General features: G+C 58.5%; 13 protein-coding genes. 7 read left to right on the top strand and 6 right to left on the bottom strand.

Features of this window, described 5'->3' with window-relative positions; genetic code table 11:
• The first annotated feature begins 136 nt into the window (after positions 1-136).
• Positions 137-2,707, top strand: coding sequence for a DNA topoisomerase (ATP-hydrolyzing) subunit B (gene gyrB / locus QEP12_RS05505; protein ID WP_284213607.1), 2,571 nt, complete (start codon positions 137-139; stop codon positions 2,705-2,707).
• A gap of 138 nt (positions 2,708-2,845) precedes the next feature.
• Here gyrB and QEP12_RS05500 read toward each other — a convergent pair whose 3' ends face one another.
• Positions 2,846-4,906 (bottom strand): RNA/DNA-binding domain-containing protein, encoded by a 2,061-nt coding sequence (locus QEP12_RS05500; RefSeq protein ID WP_174863540.1) that lies wholly within the window; start codon positions 4,904-4,906, stop codon positions 2,846-2,848.
• A 784-nt stretch (positions 4,907-5,690) separates the two neighbouring features.
• Positions 5,691-7,151, bottom strand: coding sequence for a diguanylate cyclase domain-containing protein (locus tag QEP12_RS05495; RefSeq protein WP_284213606.1), 1,461 nt, complete (start codon positions 7,149-7,151; stop codon positions 5,691-5,693).
• A 111-nt stretch (positions 7,152-7,262) separates the two neighbouring features.
• Here QEP12_RS05495 and QEP12_RS05490 point away from each other — a divergent pair, with 111 nt between their 5' ends.
• The 3 genes from QEP12_RS05490 (at position 7,263) to QEP12_RS05480 (ending at position 10,518) form a co-directional block, all read left to right on the top strand.
• A complete protein-coding gene (locus tag QEP12_RS05490; protein WP_174862547.1) occupies positions 7,263-7,775 on the top strand; it encodes a hypothetical protein in 513 nt (170 codons plus the stop codon).
• A 200-nt stretch (positions 7,776-7,975) separates the two neighbouring features.
• On the top strand, positions 7,976-9,763 hold the full coding sequence (gene atzF / locus QEP12_RS05485; RefSeq protein WP_284213605.1) for an allophanate hydrolase: 1,788 nt from the start codon (positions 7,976-7,978) through the stop codon (positions 9,761-9,763).
• Positions 9,764-9,828: 65 nt separating this feature from the next.
• A complete protein-coding gene (locus tag QEP12_RS05480) occupies positions 9,829-10,518 on the top strand; it encodes a GntR family transcriptional regulator (RefSeq protein ID WP_284213604.1) in 690 nt (229 codons plus the stop codon).
• 60 nt (positions 10,519-10,578) lie between these two features.
• Here the strand turns inward: QEP12_RS05480 and QEP12_RS05475 are convergent, their stop codons facing one another.
• The 4 genes from QEP12_RS05475 to QEP12_RS05460 form a co-directional block, all read right to left on the bottom strand.
• Positions 10,579-11,391 (bottom strand): alpha/beta hydrolase, encoded by an 813-nt coding sequence (locus QEP12_RS05475; protein WP_174862549.1) that lies wholly within the window; start codon positions 11,389-11,391, stop codon positions 10,579-10,581.
• Entirely contained in the window at positions 11,391-12,191 is an 801-nt protein-coding gene (locus QEP12_RS05470) for an ABC transporter ATP-binding protein (RefSeq protein WP_284213602.1), read from the bottom strand. The genes QEP12_RS05475 and QEP12_RS05470 overlap by 1 nt, the downstream gene beginning before the upstream one ends.
• A complete protein-coding gene (locus QEP12_RS05465; protein ID WP_284213601.1) occupies positions 12,184-13,086 on the bottom strand; it encodes an ABC transporter permease in 903 nt (300 codons plus the stop codon). Before QEP12_RS05465 ends, QEP12_RS05470 begins: the two co-directional genes overlap by 8 nt.
• 83 nt (positions 13,087-13,169) lie before the next feature.
• Positions 13,170-14,114 carry an ABC transporter substrate-binding protein gene (locus tag QEP12_RS05460; RefSeq protein ID WP_284213600.1) on the bottom strand — a complete coding sequence of 315 codons (945 nt, stop codon included), beginning with the start codon at positions 14,112-14,114 and terminating at the stop codon, positions 13,170-13,172.
• A gap of 313 nt (positions 14,115-14,427) precedes the next feature.
• Between QEP12_RS05460 and QEP12_RS05455 the strand changes: the two genes are divergently transcribed.
• The 3 genes from QEP12_RS05455 to QEP12_RS05445 all read left to right on the top strand — a co-directional run bounded on the left by QEP12_RS05455 (position 14,428) and on the right by QEP12_RS05445 (position 16,088).
• Positions 14,428-14,958, top strand: coding sequence for a PepSY domain-containing protein (locus QEP12_RS05455; protein ID WP_284213599.1), 531 nt, complete (start codon positions 14,428-14,430; stop codon positions 14,956-14,958).
• Between the two features lie 40 nt (positions 14,959-14,998).
• The gene (locus QEP12_RS05450) at positions 14,999-15,316 is read left to right on the top strand and encodes a hypothetical protein (RefSeq protein WP_219163367.1); all 318 of its coding nucleotides are present in this window, start codon (positions 14,999-15,001) and stop codon (positions 15,314-15,316) included.
• A gap of 370 nt (positions 15,317-15,686) precedes the next feature.
• Complete coding sequence (locus tag QEP12_RS05445; RefSeq protein ID WP_174863185.1) at positions 15,687-16,088, top strand: YkgJ family cysteine cluster protein; 402 nt, start codon at positions 15,687-15,689, stop codon at positions 16,086-16,088.
• The last annotated feature ends 39 nt before the right edge of the window (positions 16,089-16,127 follow it).

The following is a 16,127-nucleotide window of genomic DNA, read 5'->3' as shown; positions in this document are numbered from 1 at the left end:
GCAGGCGTGTTAGCCTGCCCTATTAAAAAAGTAGCTGTCAACGCTTGTTAGCAGTGCTTTTCACAACGAATTATTGGTATTTCTTAGGTAATACAAGCGCTCAAAGCTCTTGTTATTGCAGCAGCAAGGCAACTTCATGACCGACCAGATCCAGCCAGAAAACCAGAGCAACGCACCCGCAGACACGGGTTACGGCGAAGGCGCCATCCAAATTTTGGAAGGCCTGGAGGCCGTGCGCAAGCGCCCCGGTATGTACATTGGCGACACGTCCGATGGCACCGGCTTGCACCACCTGGTGTTCGAGGTGGTGGACAACTCCATCGACGAAGCGCTGGCGGGCCACTGCGATGACATTCTGGTCACCATCCATGCCGATGGTTCGCTGTCCGTCATCGACAACGGCCGTGGCATTCCCACCGGCGTGAAGATGGACGACAAGCACGAGCCCAAGCGCTCGGCCGCTGAAATCGCGCTGACCGAGCTGCACGCGGGCGGCAAGTTCAACCAGAACAGCTACAAGGTCTCCGGCGGTCTGCACGGCGTGGGTGTGTCCTGCGTGAACGCGCTGTCCATCTGGCTCAAACTCACCGTGCGCCGCGACGGCAAGGTGCACGAGATCGACTTTTCGCGCGGCTTTGTGCAAAACCGCCTGATCGAGGTGGTTGACGGCTTTGAGACCTCACCCATGCGCGTCATCGGCGAGACCGACAAGCGCGGCACCAAGGTGCACTTTTTGCCTGACCAGGAAATCTTCAAAGAAAACTTCGAGTTCCGCTACGAAATTCTGGCCAAGCGCCTGCGTGAGCTGTCGTTCCTGAATAACGGCGTGCGCATTCGCCTCAAGGACGAGCGCGACGGCAAGGAAGACGACTTCTCCGGCGCCGGCGGCGTCAAGGGCTTTGTCGAGTTCATCAACGGCGCCAAGAAGGTGCTGCACCCCACCACCTTCTACGCTACCGGCACACGCCCTGCGGACAGCTATGGCGGCATTCCTGGCACCGAAATCGGTGTGGAAGTGGCCATGCAGTGGAACGACAGCTATGCCGAACAGGTGCTGTGCTTCACCAACAACATCCCGCAGCGCGACGGCGGCACCCACCTGACTGGCCTGCGCGCAGCCATGACCCGCGTGATCGGCAAATACATTGCCGACCACGAACTGGCCAAGAAGGCCAAGGTTGAAGTCAGCGGTGACGACATGCGCGAAGGCCTGTGCGCCGTGCTGTCCGTGAAAGTGCCGGAGCCCAAGTTCTCCAGCCAGACCAAGGACAAGCTGGTCAGCTCCGAAGTGCGTGCGCCCGTGGAAGACATCGTGGGCAAGCTGCTGACCGACTACCTGGAAGAAAACCCCAACGACGCCAAGATCCTGACCGGCAAGATCATCGAAGCCGCGCGCGCCCGTGAAGCCGCGCGCAAGGCCCGCGAAATGACGCGCCGCAAGGGTGTGCTGGATGGCATGGGACTGCCCGGCAAGCTGGCCGACTGCCAGGAAAAAGACCCGGCGCTGTGCGAAATCTACATCGTGGAGGGTGACTCCGCCGGTGGCTCTGCCAAGCAGGGCCGCGATCGCAAGTTCCAAGCCATCCTGCCCCTGCGCGGCAAGATCTTGAACGTGGAAAAAGCCCGCTACGAAAAGCTGCTGTCCAGCCAGGAAATCATCACCCTGATTACGGCGCTGGGCACCGGCATTGGCAAGGTGAGCGCCGATTCGGGCAAGAGCAACTCGGACGACTACAACCCCGATAAGCTGCGCTACCACCGCATCATCATCATGACCGACGCGGACGTGGACGGTGCGCACATCCGCACGCTGCTGCTGACGTTCTTTTACCGCCAGATGCCAGAGCTGGTCGAACGCGGCCACATCTACATTGCCCAGCCACCGCTGTACAAGGTCAAGAATGGCAAGGAAGAGCTGTACCTCAAAGACGGCCCTGCGCTGAACAAGTACCTGCTCAAGATTGCGCTGAACCACGCCTCGGTCACTACCGGCGGTGCCAACCCGCGCACCATCGAAGCGCAAGAGCTGTCCAAGCTGGCCGACATGCACCTGGCTGCCGAAACCGTGATTGAGCGCCTGTCCAACTTCATGGACGCAGAAGCCCTGCGCGCCATTGCTGACGGCGTAAAGATCACGCTCGACACCTTGGACGATGCCAAGGCCTGCGCCCCTATCCTGGAAGCCAAGCTGCGCGAGCTGACCACCACCGGTGTGCCCGCAGCCGTGACCGCCGAGATCGACCCGGTGAGCGAGAACCCCATCTTGCGCATCAGCCGCCACCACCACGGCAACATCAAGAGCTCCATCCTCACGCAAGATTTTGTGCGCAGCCAAGACTACGCCGCACTGTCGGCCGAGGCCGAGCATTTTGCCGGGCTGCTGGCCGAAGGCGCCAAGGTCACCCGTGGCGAAGGCGAAAAGGCAAAGACCGAGAAAGTGAGCGACTTCCGCCAGGCCATGCAGTGGCTGATCAGCGAAGCCGAACGCACCACCGGCCGCCAGCGCTACAAGGGCCTGGGTGAAATGAACCCAGAGCAGCTGTGGGAAACCACCATGGACCCCAATGTGCGCAGCCTGCTGCAGGTGCAAATTGGCGATGCCATCGAGGCCGACCGCGTGTTCACCATGCTGATGGGCGATGAAGTCGAACCCCGCCGCAATTTCATCGAAAACAACGCCCTGCGCGCTGGCAACATTGATGTCTAAGCTTGTGTAGGTGGATGAAATAAGTGGGATTTTGGTAAGTAAAAGATGGGATTTTCAAAACATGAAATCCCAACCAGCCTCACTCCATATTTCACCGTTTACTGTCTAATAAAAAAAGCCGCTTACAGCGGCTTTTTTTTATACGTCTTCCGCTTTGCGATAAGACTGCATTTCATGAGTTGGGGTGCCTGGGAATGCGCGGCGAATCCGATGGTCCTTAACCATTGCATCTAGGTAACCACGTCGCAGAGCATCTGGATTACGCGACATTAACTCTGCCAAAACACTCAAACGGACGTAGCGCCCATCACAGATAGACAAAATTACCTCGGACATGACTTGAGGAGCGAGTCTAGGGCGCTCTCTTGGTTCCTTTGCCCGTTTTTTGAGCTCCTCTCGCAGCGCTGAACTTAATTCAGTGAGACTGTCCACAATCGGTGCATCTAATAATGGCGAGAGCAAACAACCATGCTCATCTCGTTCAGGAGCCACTGCTTTTGCTTCTGGGATTTCGACGATTGCAACCTCCGATACTACAGAGGTGTCACTATCTCCGGAGCTGTCCCCCCTACCTCCGGAGCTGGCACCGTTACCTCCGGAGCTGGCACCGTTACCTCCGGAGCTGGCACCGTTACCTCCGGAGCTGGCACCGTTACCTCCGGAGCTAATACCCGATGTGAACACCTGCTCAGGAGATACGGGTGTCGAACCAGGTAGGTGGTACACCTTCCCGCGAGATTGCCCTTGAGACAATAGCAAACCTTCACGCTCCAGTTTGGCCAGCGCAAGACTTAGGTCATGCGGGTGCTCAGTGCAGATTTCGGCCATACGTGAATGATTGACCACGCCTTCAATCATGGCCGTAGATAAAATCATTCGTTCTAGTGGCGTGACAAAATCAAAGTTTGCACCCAACCTACTCCGAAGCTCTGCCAAAACAGTAGGTGGTAGCAGGTCTAGCATGTGGAGCTCAAGAAGTGTTTGTTCTGGAGTGTCCTTTTCTCTAAGCAAAGGCTGACGCCAGTGGCGACTTTGCCAGCCACTATAAATTTTTGGCATACCCGAGCCACCTCGCTCACCTAAGCCAATGAGCAGGAACATTTGATGCAGGATGCGGTTGCGGCAATCACTTTCGCCACCACGAATCACCTGCTCCATTGGCAAACGCAAGTAACCTGGATTTCGAAAGCCGAACATGTCAGGACGCTTAACTACCAAGACTGATACCCGTCCCGTGTAATCGGCGTGTACCAGAGTGTTAACCAACGCCTCACGCAGTGCCACATGCACCGGGGTGTCGTCCTGCCTTTGGCCGTCTTTAATAGCAAAGGGAACTTTTAAGTCAGCTACCAGCTTTCGATAGACCCTCCGGTAAAACTCAAACAAATTACCTGTCCAAGTACCATCTGGCACTAAGCGGTCAATCCAACGTAGCTCTGTCTTTGCTTCTGGACGTTCTTGATAGTCGACAAAGTAATGTGGCACGGCCTCTTGAATGGCCTCCCAGCGACCGAACATCAACAAGCCCGCTAAGGTCAGCCCTTGTTCGCCAGTGGCTCTGTCACGGCGCCATCCACGAAGACTCGCTAAGAACGTAGCATCGTCCTGCTCTAAGTAAGGGTGACCTGGCTTCTCATCCTTAAGCATTTGCCGATATATATGCAGACTTTCGATATCGATGTCCTGCATATCAAAATTACTCAGAATGCGAGCGTCGCGCTCGTCTTCTACCTGCTCGGCCAACATGCGCTTGACGACCTCGTCCCCACAAATGCGGTCGCCATCGTTCAAACGTTTATAGGTATGCCCCAAGGGCTGACCGTTAAGAAAAACAGGCTTCTGATGCCGAATGGCTTGTGGAATATTCACGCACAGGATGGTTTTCCCATCCAACGTGAGCTCTTGCACATTTGCATCCGTGAGCAAGTTAACGCTGACCTTACTTGGATTGTTCAGATTGTTGAACAAGTCCATCCTGACCTTAGCTGGATTAGTAAGACCTGCGATGGAGAAAACACCCTCTTTTTCACGAACCCCTAAAAGCACCGTCCCACCACGCGTATTGGCCATCGCTGAATAGGTAGGCCAGAAGTCTTTAGGCACTTCACCCTGTCCATGTTGCCCCTGTGCCAGCTTGCACTCCAACTCATGCGTTTCTCGCAGCAATTCCAAGTCTTCTAAAGTGCGCAGGTCAAACATCAAGTGGTCTCATTAATCAGAATTTGTAGTTTTAATCGGCGCCACTGACCGTCAATCACAGCGCGTGAGCAGGCTGCTGCCTGCAATACTTTGGCACCGTTCGGAAGCCGTTTTGCAATCCAGCCCCACTGAAGAATTGCTGGATTCACTTCTAATACTCACAACCTGCTACTGCAAGTTTTTTGCTTTCTCTGGCCTATCTCCAGCAGGAGCCAATCTTATGGGCAAGCCAGACTATTTGGCCCATAATTTCAGCAAAGAGCCCCCCACATGACGTAGTGCCTCTAACCTGAGGCGCTAGCCGTCAGGTGCATAGACTTCGATGGGGAGCCACACCAGCAAGAATGAAGTACTCATAGACTTCCTAGAGATGCGAGATTTTGTACCAGTTTTTACTGACAATTTATCCCACTTAATGGTTACAAGAAACGCCTAAGTGGTTGATTCATAAGTGCAGAAAATCTTACTTATTACGCACGCCTACAGCTTGTGTAGGTGGATGGAATAATTGAGATTCTGGTAAGTGAAAAGTGGGATTTTCAAAGTCGAAATCCCGGCAATCTCCGCCAAATTTCACAGTTGTCCGCTGAATAAAAAAGCCGCATAAAGCGGCTTTTTTATTGGCGATGCTTCACTCCCTCTGAACGACCAGTTTGACGTCTCTGCGCCCAATGCTTGAAATATCTGCCTTTTCGGCTCGGCTGTGCGCAACATCCTTCCCCACCCTTTTCTCAAGGATGGAGGCGGGATTCACACGGCCACGGCCCGCGGAATTGCACCCACGTTATTTTTTTGCAGTCAGCGCAAGCTGCACGCGATTGCGTCCGTTTTCCTTGGCCTGGTACATCGCTTGATCAGCCCTTTGCATCAAGCTGTCTGCGGTCTCATCGCGCCCGCAAAACAGCGCCACACCAATGCTGGCGGTGCATGCGTGTTCGATGGCCGATGCGTCTGGCGCGGACCGCAGCACATAACGTTCGGCCAGGCAACCACGGATTTTTTCTGCCACGGCGATGGCCTGTACGCACGCTTCATCCCGCTGAGGAGGCAAGGTACGCAACAGCACCACAAATTCGTCGCCACCGATACGTGCCACGGTATCGGCGCCACGCACACAACCCTTGAGGCGTGAACCCACCTCAATCAGCAGCAGATCCCCCATGCCGTGGCCGTGTATGTCGTTCAGGAGCTTGAAGTTGTCCAGATCAAGATAGATCAGTGCACCGTAGTGATGGCTGCGCTTGCTCTCTCCCATCGCCTGATCCAGGTGCTCCAGCAGCAGCCGGCGATTGGCAAGTTGGGTGAGTGTGTCGTGGAACGCCAGCTGGCGCACTTGCTCCTCCAGGCGCTTGCGCTCGGTGACATTGCGCGTGATGCCGTGGTATCCAACCACCTCGCCTTTGGCGTTCAGGTCGGGCTTGACCAGTACCTCACCCCAGACGAGGCTGCCATCCTTGCAAAGCTGCTGGATCTCAAACTTGCGAAAGCTGGTTGGGCCCGCCGGCAGCGCTTTTTTTGCGCTGAGATTGATCGCGTGCCTGACCAGCGCACCAGCCTCTTCGGTCAGTAGCTCAAATACCGGGCGCCCGACCACCTCAGCGGCCTGAAAGCCGCGCAGGCGCTCATCCGCCGGGCTGATATAGGTGACGATGAAATCACGGTCCATCTGCCAGTGCACGTCTTCCGCATCCTCCGTGAGCAGGCGGTAAAACGCTTGGCTCTCTTGCAGCTCCCGCGTGCGCTCGGCCACCAGTGCCTGCAAAGCGCGGTTCTGCTGCTGCAGGCTCCTGATTGGATAGACTTCATCGTCGTTTGTGCCATGGAACGGCACGGAATAGCTGCAATGCGTGATCATCCATGCGCCCGCTTCCAGGCGAAATACCAGCACCAGCCTCGTCACATGGTGGGCCATTAAATCGGCGTCATTGGGCAGGTGGATACGCAAAGTCGCAGCGACAGAGACCACCTCATTGCTGAGATCCTGCAGCGAGACATCGGTCACTTCCATGCGAATGGGGCCTGGCACCTGCTCAAAATCTTGGCGGGTGATGCGGATCCACTCGTCGCGATCATGAATCAGCCGCCCCCAGCTGCCGGTGAAACCCGTGAAGTTCTGACTAAAGCGTGTCGTGAGGCGGTCATCCCTGGAGGCATACATGTCGATGTACTCGTGGAACAACCCGCGAATCATGCACTCCCGCTCCTGCTGTACGTGACTGATCGCTGTTTGGCTGGGCAATTGCATAGGGTGGTGTCTGGCACAGTGATGGAGTGAACGCTACCGAGCAATCAATAAGCTGTCTGGAGTGTCCATGTTTCCATCCTCTCACGTGTTCAGCTTCCATGGAAGCATGGTTTGCTTCAGTCTGAACGTCCTTCCCTCCACCACTTCGGTCAGGGATTTTTTTTGTTTTTTTGCGCCGGTGCTGTTGCCGTTGGCTCCTGCTGCTTCAGCCCGGAAAGTGCGCCACAAGTCGCCCTCGTGATGAATATGGGCACCTCCAAGTGCGACAGATCTCCGTTGAGCACAATGCGCGCTTTGGGTGGTTGTGCAGGTGTGCTTGTTGGTTTTTGCTGCATCGAAGTTGCACTTTCAAAAAAAGAATTTCACGCATCATGCCGCGCATGTTTGCATGGTGTCGAGCAGCTTCGCCGCCAGGGGCTGCCGTCCTCGGGCAAGCAACACCGTACAGGCGATGCCCGGTCTAAGCACCTAGGCTATGTCCGTTGCTTGGGCATTTATGCCGCATTTTTCATCTACGGTCCCGCTGCTGGTGCAGCAACTTGGACGCACGCAGCACGCCAGTTTTTACCTCAGCCGCCTCTTCTGCGCACCATCTCAAAAACAAGAGCTATCAGCGCAATATAGATAAGGCTTTGAGCCACAAAAGACTTCAACTTCTCTTGTGACAACATGGGCTGCGCCACAGCCGCTACTGGCTGGGCTTCGCTCCAGCCAGGGGTGAAACCACCGAGCCCTTCCCCCTATATCAGACACAACGCGCCGCGCCCCCACCTGGCACGCAACCTGCTTGATACCTGCATCTTGTATACATCCAGGTATTCATCATGCTGATTGGCACATTCGACGATTGGAAGCGCGCATACCACGAGGGCGCAGACCCAGCACTGCTGCTGGAGCAACAGCGCCAAGCCTTCCAGGCCGATGACACGGCCTGGATCAGCATTGCCAGCGCGGACCAACTGCACGCGCAACTACAAGCCTTGCATACGCTGGAAGCCCAGCACGGGCGGGCGCAGCTCCCCCTGTTCGGCATACCGTTTGCGGTGAAGGACAACATCGATGTAGCGGGTTTTGCCACGACGGCGGCCTGCCCTGCTTTTGCCTATACCGCACAGGTCGATGCGGTGGCTGTGCAGCGCCTGAAAAACGCGGGCGCCATCGTGCTGGGCAAGACCAATTTGGACCAATTTGCCACAGGCCTGGTGGGCACACGTTCGCCGTACGGCGTGGTGCCCAATACGTGGGATGAAACGCTGATTTCTGGCGGCTCCAGCTCGGGCTCTGCATCGGTCGTGGCACGCGGTTTGGTGCCCTTTGCGCTGTCGACCGACACGGCGGGCTCTGGCCGTGTGCCAGCCGCGTTCAACCAGATTGTGGGCCTCAAGCCCACACCCGGTGCAGTGCCCAGCACTGGTTTGGTGCCTGCCTGCCGTACGCTGGACTGCATCGGGGTGCTGGCCCTGAATGTGGCCGACAGTGCCACGGTGCTGGCCCTCATGGAAGGGGTGGATGCCGGTGACAGCTACAGCCGGCCACGCCCTGCGCTGGCCCAGCACACCCCGCTGGCGCAGCTGCGCGTGGGTGTGCCGCAAACGCGCCGACTGTCGGATGCCTATGAGGCCGCATTCCACACATTCGTAGCGCGGTTGCAACCCCAGACCCAGGCGGTGCAGGCCATGGCTTTTGATACCCTGCAGGAAGTCGCCAACCTGCTGTACTACGGCCCGTGGGTGGCAGAGCGTGTGGTGGGGGCACGCAGCATTTACGAGGCCCAGCCTGAAGCGCTGCTGCCCGTGATTCGCCAAGTGCTGGATGTGCACCGGCGCTTCACGGCGGTCGATACCTTTGCAGCGCAATATCGCCTGCAAGCCTTGCAGCAGCAGGCCGAAAAAATCTGGGAAACCGTTGATGTGCTGTGCGTGCCCAGTGCGCCGCGCCACCCCAGCATTGCCGAGGTGCAGGCCGACCCGATTGCGGTCAACTCCGAGTTGGGCACGTACACCAATTTTGTGAATTTGCTGGGCTGGTCAGCGATTGCCATTCCTGCCTCGCAACTGCCCAACGGCTTGCCGTTTGGCATCACCTTGATTGCACCCGCATGGCGCGAACCCGATTTGGTACGCTGGGCCCAGCAACTGGAGGCGCAGGCACCACTGAGCGCAGGGGTGACCGGCTTGCACAGCAAGCCCACAGCGCCTTTGCCCGCCTGGCAGGTACCCGCACAGGGGGAGACCCTGGAATTGGCCGTGGTGGGCGCCCATTTGCGCGGCATGCCGCTGAACCATGAGCTACTGGCCTGCGGCGCACGCTTTCGGGAAGCCACGCACACGGCACCCCACTACCGCCTGTATGCGCTGGCAGGCAGCGTGCCCGCCAAACCCGGTCTGGCACGGGCCGAGGATGGGGGCGCCATTGCCGTGGAGGTCTGGGACATGCCCGTGGCCAACTTGGGGCGCTTTGTCGCCGGTGTGCCCGCGCCGCTGGGCATTGGCACGGTGCACCTGCAAGACGGCCGCGCGGTGAAGGGTTTTATCTGCGAAGGCTTTGCGCTGACACAAGCCCAAGACATCACCGCATGGGGTGGCTGGCGCGCGTATTGCAACGCCAGTTGATGTACCCGGGCAGCCCACCGCCACCGTGCGCTGCCACGCTCAATTCAACGCCCAAGGAACCTTGTATGCCTGCTGCTGCCAGCCTCGCCTCTGTCGCTTATGAAACACTGCGCCAGGCGCTGGACAATTTTCAGTACGTGCCTGGAGACCGCTTCAGCGAAAGCGAAGTGGGCCAGCAGTTGGGCATGAGCCGCACCCCCGTGCGTGAAGCCCTAGTGCGGCTGCAGCGCGAAGGCTATATCTCGGTGTTGCCCAAGATGGGCTGGGTGGTCAACCAGTTGGACTTTGCGGTGTTTGAGCAGCTGTACGACGTGCGCGCCGTGCTGGAGTGCGCAGCCGTTGATTTGCTGGTGGCTGCGCCAGACCTGACGCACAGGCTGCAAGATTTGACGGCGCTGTGGTGCATTTCAGCCGCCGATCGCCTGTCTGAAAAAAGCGTGGTCTCGCGCCACGACGAGGACTTTCACATGGCTTTGCTGCAAGCCAGTGGCAACTTGGAGATGGCACGCATTCACCGCGACATTACCGAGCGCATTCGCATCGTGCGGCGCCTGGAATTCACGCGCAACTACCGCATCGATGTGACCTATGAGGAGCACAGCCGCATCCTGCAGGCATTGCTGCAACGCGATGGGCTGCAAGCTAAAGTGCTGCTGCAAAAACACATCCGTGTCAGCCGCGATGAGGTGAAAAACATCACGCTGCACATGCTGCAAAATGCCAAGCAAAAAGTGGCGCTAGCGCTTACTGAATAAGCGCTAGCAGCTACCAAAAATAACTTTTTGTGGCACTGTGGCAAGCAGCCCGCCACAGCGCTAGCGGTGGGCCAGCAAGGCATGCAGCAGCGCACCATCGGGGTGCGCCAAGGCATTCAAAATGCTGAAGTGGTCTGCCCCTTCCACCGGCAGCAGCACATCGTGGGGCAGCCCTTGGCGGTACTGTGCAAGCGCTTGGCTCTGCCTTTGCAATTGCTCCAACTCTGCCGTGCCATAGGCGGTAATGAAGGGCTGGTGCACCAGTGGCAAGCGCAAGGGGCTCAAGGTTTGCACTTCGGCATCCTTCAGCTGCAACGCCGCATTCAAATAATTGTGCTGAATGGGCCCTAAATCGTAGATGCCGCTGATGCCCAAACCGGCCACCACGCCCGGTGCATGCAGCCCCAGCGCCGTCAAATGCCCGCCCGCCGACCAGCCGCACAGCAACACGCGATCTGCGGCCCCATGCTGCAAGGCATGTGCACGCACCGCAGCAATGCCTTGCAACACCTCTTGCACGATTTGCGTAAGGCTGGCTTGCGGCGCCAAGGTGTAGCCAATCAGCGCCGCATTCACGCCGTTTTGCAGCGCTCCCTCGGCCACAAAACGGAAGGTGTTTTTGTGCCGCATTTGCCAGTAGCCACCGTGAATAAACAGCAGGGTGGCCGCCCCGCTTGCACCGGCAAAAAAATCGAATTTTTGCCGTGCTTGCGGCCCATACGCCACATCGAGATGGCCCTTGGCGTGCTGTACCAGCGCAGCACTGCGCGCTTCAAAGTCGGCCAGTTGTGCAGCGCTGTTGGCGACTGCGCTGGTGTTGTCATAGGCGGCCTTGCGCGCCGCCGCATTCAGATGCAACAGCTTATCCAGCATCAGGCGGCTTTCGCTGGGTGGGCCACATGGCTGCTGAGCATCTCCGTCAACTCCTGGCGCACCGCATTGAACTCCGGCGCGGTAATGTGGCGCGGGCGCTCCAGCGGGATGCGGTAGTCGCGCTCCACCCGGCCGGGGCCGGCGGTCATGACCACCACGCGGTCGGCCAGCAGCACGGCTTCTTCGACCGCATGCGTGACGAAGATCACGGTCAACCGGGTCTTGGCCCAGATCTCCAGCAGCTCCTGCTGCAGCACTTCGCGCGTCAGCGCATCCAGGGCGCCAAAGGGCTCGTCCATCAGCAGCACCTCGCAGTCGTTGGCCAGCGCGCGCGCGATGGAGACGCGCTGCTTCATGCCACCCGAGAGCTGGTTGGGAAAGTGGTCGGCAAACTTGCTCAGGCCCACCATGTGCAGGTAGTGGTCGGCAATCTCTCGCAGCTTGGCCTCCGGCAGCCCGCGCTGCTTGGGGCCAAAGGCAATGTTTTGCCGCACGGTCAGCCAGGGGAACAGGCCATAGTCCTGGAACACCATGCCGCGGTCGGGCCCGGGTTCGCTGATGGGCGTGTGGTACATCTTGGCCACGCCGGTGGAGACGTTTTCAAAACCACCCATGATGCGCAGCAAGGTCGATTTGCCACAGCCCGAGGCACCAATCAGGCAGATGAATTCGCCCTTCTGGATCTGTAAATTTACCTCTTTCAAGGCGTGGATAGGGCGGCCATTTAGGCTAAACACTTTGCTGACGTTGGCAATGTCCAGGATGGGCGCGGGGGTGCGGTGTGCAAGGATTTCAGACATTGTGTTGCGGGCTCCACTTGAGCAAACGGTTGTTGAGAATGACCAGCAAACGGTCGGTGACAAAGCCGGTGAAGCCGATAACCACCATGCCCGCAATCACCACATCGGTGCGCGAGAGCATGCGCCCATCCATGATGGCCGCGCCCAGGCCCTCGGGCACGCCCGTCATCTCACCCACCACAATCAAAAACCACGCAATGCCGTGGCCCAGGCGCAGGCCGTTGAAGATGGAAGGCATGGCCGCTGGCAGCACCACTTGGCGGAACATGGAGGTGCCCTTGCAGCCCAGCATGGCGGCGGCCTCGAACAGGCGCGGCTCGACCGACTTCACTCCGAACGTGGTGTTGATGACGATGGGAAAGAACGCCCCCAGAAACACCAGGAAGATGGCGGCATTGGGGCCCACGCCAAAAAAGATCATGGACAGCGGCAGCCAGGCCGTGACCGGCACCGGGCGCAGCATCTGCAGCGTAGGGTCCACAAAACGGCGTATGGCGGCGTTTTTTCCAATCACCAAGCCCAAGGGTATGCCCACCAGCGCAGCCAGCGCAAAAGCCCCGTAGACGCGCGCCATGGACTGCAGCCAGTGGGTGGGCAGGGTTTCGCTGAAGGCATCGTCATAGATGCCTCCAAACGCGAAGTCCCACAGCATCAACCCCACCTCCTTGGGTGAAGGAATCAGCATGGTGCCGCTGGCGCGTACGGCCACATCCCAGGCCAGCAGCAGCAATAGGGGCAAGACGGCAGGTACCAGCCAGGTGGTCATCCAGACTTTGGCAGCACTGGGTGGGGGCGGCAACATCAGTTCCGCCGAGGCGGAAGCCGCCGCATGGCTGGGCACTGCGGCCGTCGCCGCCGCCGCGCGCGCATGGGGGTCAAGGGTGGAAGAGGGCATGGCAAATAGTCCCGAAACTGGCAAAAAACACCATCAGTCTGGTGCGGCTGCAGCGGCCAACCCAGCCGCTGCGCGGTGGTGGATTACTGGGGGTTCAAGCCGGTGACGATGAAGCTGCTGTAGTCGGGCAGCTTGCGGATTTGCTTGCGCTCCAGCATCAGCGCGCCGTAGTACTTGCTGCGCTTGATCCAGTCTTCATCGATCTTCCACGTCAGCTCCACGTTGTCGGCCGCCAGGTTGGCCACATCGGCGGGAAAGCCCAGCTTGGCGCCCGCCATTTGCACCAGCTCTGCCCGGTGGGCCATGGCGTATTCCGAGGCTTTGCGGTGAATGTCGAGGAACACCTTGGTCAAGGCCGGATCTTGTTTGACCGTATCGGCGTGCGTGGTCATGACCATGTTCACCTTGCCGGTGGGGGTGGAGTAGGGGAACTCCAGCACCTGACCCACACCGCGTGTCACGCTGATGGAGGGGCCGGGCTCTGCACCCACATAGGCATCGATGTCACCACGCTCCAGCGCGCCCGCCATTTCGCTGAAAGATACGCGCACGGATTTCACGTCTTTGATGGTCATGCCTTCGGACTGCAGCCGGTCGTTGAACACGGCCTCCTGGGTGGAGCCGGGCAGGATGCCAACGCGCTTGCCTTTGAGCGCCTTGAAGCTGCTGATGCCGCTGCGCTTACCCACCACAATCGCCATGCCGCCATTGCAGGTGGGCGCCACGATGACCACCGGCTCACCCGCTGCGGCGCCCAGTGTGGCCGCAGCCAGGCCATAAGTGCCAAAGTCCACCGACTTGGTGACCACGGCGTTTTTGCCGTCGGTGGGCGTCTCAAACGGGATCACTTCGATCTTGTAGCCCGCAGGTGTGAACTTATCATAGAAGTAGGGCGTGATGCCATGGATCAGCTTGAGTGTGCCCACCTTGATGACCTTGTCTTGCGCATGCGCCGCAGTGGGGGCGGCCACAGACAAAGCCAGTCCACAAGAGGTCAAAGAAGCGAGCAAAAGGCGGCGAGACAACATGGCAAATCCTTTGTGATTGAAGGCCTGATAAAAACGTGCCGCGCTTGCATACAAGCAAGTACACAAGCACTTGAGACCTATCAATGCAAGCGCCATGCCAACTTTTTGACCACTGCTCGGTGTTGAAAAATAGCCTTGGTGCGCATATTTATGCACGGTATGCGTCATCCATGCACCATGGATGCGCGCCCAGCCCGCACACGTGCACCAGCGTTGCGTCAAGGTGCGCGTTTGCGAACACGTCCCACACACCGCTGTGTGCCGCATGCTTTACGGTGCCAGCGTTACGACTTTGTTTGAAAGGATGCCGACCATGACTTTCTTCACCCCCTCACGTACCCTGCTGGCCGTTGCCGCCACGTGCTTGGCGCTGAGCGCGCAGGCCAAATCTCCCGCGCAGTGGCAGGCGCTGACGGCACCGCTCCAAGTGAACCTGGAGCAAGCGATTGCCCACGCCACCCAAGCCGTGCCGGGCAAAGTCATCGAGATTGAGCTGGACGATGGCGATGGGGCCGGCGTGCGCTACGAGGCCACCGTGCTGACGCCCCAGAACGACAGCGTGGAAGTGTGGGTAGATGGCAGCAGCGGCCAAGCGCGTATGCACCAAAACGATGGCAAGGCCAAGCGCAAAGACCTTGAGCGTGCACAGGCGGCCAAGATTGATATCGTTCAGGCAGTTCAAGCTGCCACGCGCTACACCGCCGGTAAAGCCGTCAAAGCGGAGCTGGACAACCATTGGGGCACGGTCACCTACCAGGTCGATGTACTGCAGGCCGACCACACCATCATGGAAGTCAAACTCGATGCTGCTGACGGCAAAGTGCTGCGCGCCAAGCGCGATTAACCCCCTTCACCGCTAACCACCGCTTGTGCGGTTGCCTGCCATGTCCCCTGTCAAAGTTGCCCTGATTGCTTTACTCACCGCCTTGCTGGGCGTGGCGGGGGGCTATTTTTTCTATGCCAACACCGTGGCGCGTTATGACGCCACCAGCAGCGTCTGCGTGGCCATGCAAGAAGCGGTGAAAGCCCAAATGCTGACGCCCCAGCAAGTGCGCTCACTGGGCGTGCTGTCTGGCAGCACCCTCAAGCGCCATTACAGCTCGGTCGCCCGCAAACTGAGCATTGCCCCAGAGTCCGTGGCCAACGCCTCCGCACAATCGGTATGCAGCCAGTTCTTGGTGGGTGTACACCAGTCCCCCTGAGCCTTGGAGCCACACGCACTGAAGCTGACGTGCGTGGGCCCCTTGTGCGTTGTGCCGTGCGGCATCCGAAGTGGTGAGCGCACCTGCGGTACAGGTTAGGTAACAAGCGTCACCCACACCGTGCAGGCAATCGGTAGCGATCGGGCTTGGGTTTTCTAAGCCTCTTGCGCTGCGCAGGCCCCAGGCTGGGTATATTTGCAGCGCCACCTGCGGTACAGCACGCGGCAAACTCATTTTTCATGAGCAATTAGCGCTTGATTTACCTTTGATTCAGATAGTTTTGACATCAAAAACAAGGAAATACAAGCGCTAACAGCTCTTTTTTTCATAGTCCCTCAACAGGCTGCCCATGGCAGCCTTTGCTTTTCCCATGAAACCCGCCATCCGCATTGTGGACGTTGACCGCCTTGAAACATGGAGCAAATACCAGCCCGGCATGTGTGACACCTGCGGCGCCAACTGCTGCACCATGCCGCTGGAAGTGCAACTGAGCGACTTGGTGCGCCTGGAGCTGGTCGATCAATTCGAAGTCGACAACGTCGACCACAAACTGATTGCCAAACGCCTGCTCAAAGCCAAGCGCATTGACCACTACAACCCCAAGCACAACATCTTCACCATGGCGCGCCGCGCCAGTGGCGACTGCAATTTTTTGGATGCGCACACCCGCCGCTGCACGGTGTACGACAAGCGCCCCGAAACCTGCCGCCTTCACCCCAAGAAAGGGCCCAAGCCCGGCTGGTGTGCATATGGGGATGCGCGCATTCGCTGAGGTGACGCATGGATATGTCCGCCCTTTGGATGCCCACCG

This window comes from Comamonas jiangduensis, assembly GCF_030162955.1.
Taxonomy (GTDB): domain Bacteria; phylum Pseudomonadota; class Gammaproteobacteria; order Burkholderiales; family Burkholderiaceae_C; genus Comamonas; species Comamonas jiangduensis.
The sequence above is the reverse complement of the archived record's forward strand: the minus strand, read 5'-3'. Positions and strand labels throughout refer to the sequence as shown.

Coding starts and splice junctions, on each gene's coding strand:
- gyrB (WP_284213607.1), top strand. CDS start 137: ATGACCGACCAGATCCAGCCAGAAAACCAGAGCAACGCACCCGCAGAC.
- QEP12_RS05500 (WP_174863540.1), bottom strand. CDS start 4,906: ATGTTTGACCTGCGCACTTTAGAAGACTTGGAATTGCTGCGAGAAACG.
- QEP12_RS05495 (WP_284213606.1), bottom strand. CDS start 7,151: ATGCAATTGCCCAGCCAAACAGCGATCAGTCACGTACAGCAGGAGCGG.
- atzF (WP_284213605.1), top strand. CDS start 7,976: ATGCTGATTGGCACATTCGACGATTGGAAGCGCGCATACCACGAGGGC.
- QEP12_RS05480 (WP_284213604.1), top strand. CDS start 9,829: ATGCCTGCTGCTGCCAGCCTCGCCTCTGTCGCTTATGAAACACTGCGC.
- QEP12_RS05475 (WP_174862549.1), bottom strand. CDS start 11,391: ATGCTGGATAAGCTGTTGCATCTGAATGCGGCGGCGCGCAAGGCCGCC.
- QEP12_RS05470 (WP_284213602.1), bottom strand. CDS start 12,191: ATGTCTGAAATCCTTGCACACCGCACCCCCGCGCCCATCCTGGACATT.
- QEP12_RS05465 (WP_284213601.1), bottom strand. CDS start 13,086: ATGCCCTCTTCCACCCTTGACCCCCATGCGCGCGCGGCGGCGGCGACG.
- QEP12_RS05460 (WP_284213600.1), bottom strand. CDS start 14,114: ATGTTGTCTCGCCGCCTTTTGCTCGCTTCTTTGACCTCTTGTGGACTG.
- QEP12_RS05455 (WP_284213599.1), top strand. CDS start 14,428: ATGACTTTCTTCACCCCCTCACGTACCCTGCTGGCCGTTGCCGCCACG.
- QEP12_RS05450 (WP_219163367.1), top strand. CDS start 14,999: ATGTCCCCTGTCAAAGTTGCCCTGATTGCTTTACTCACCGCCTTGCTG.
- QEP12_RS05445 (WP_174863185.1), top strand. CDS start 15,687: ATGAAACCCGCCATCCGCATTGTGGACGTTGACCGCCTTGAAACATGG.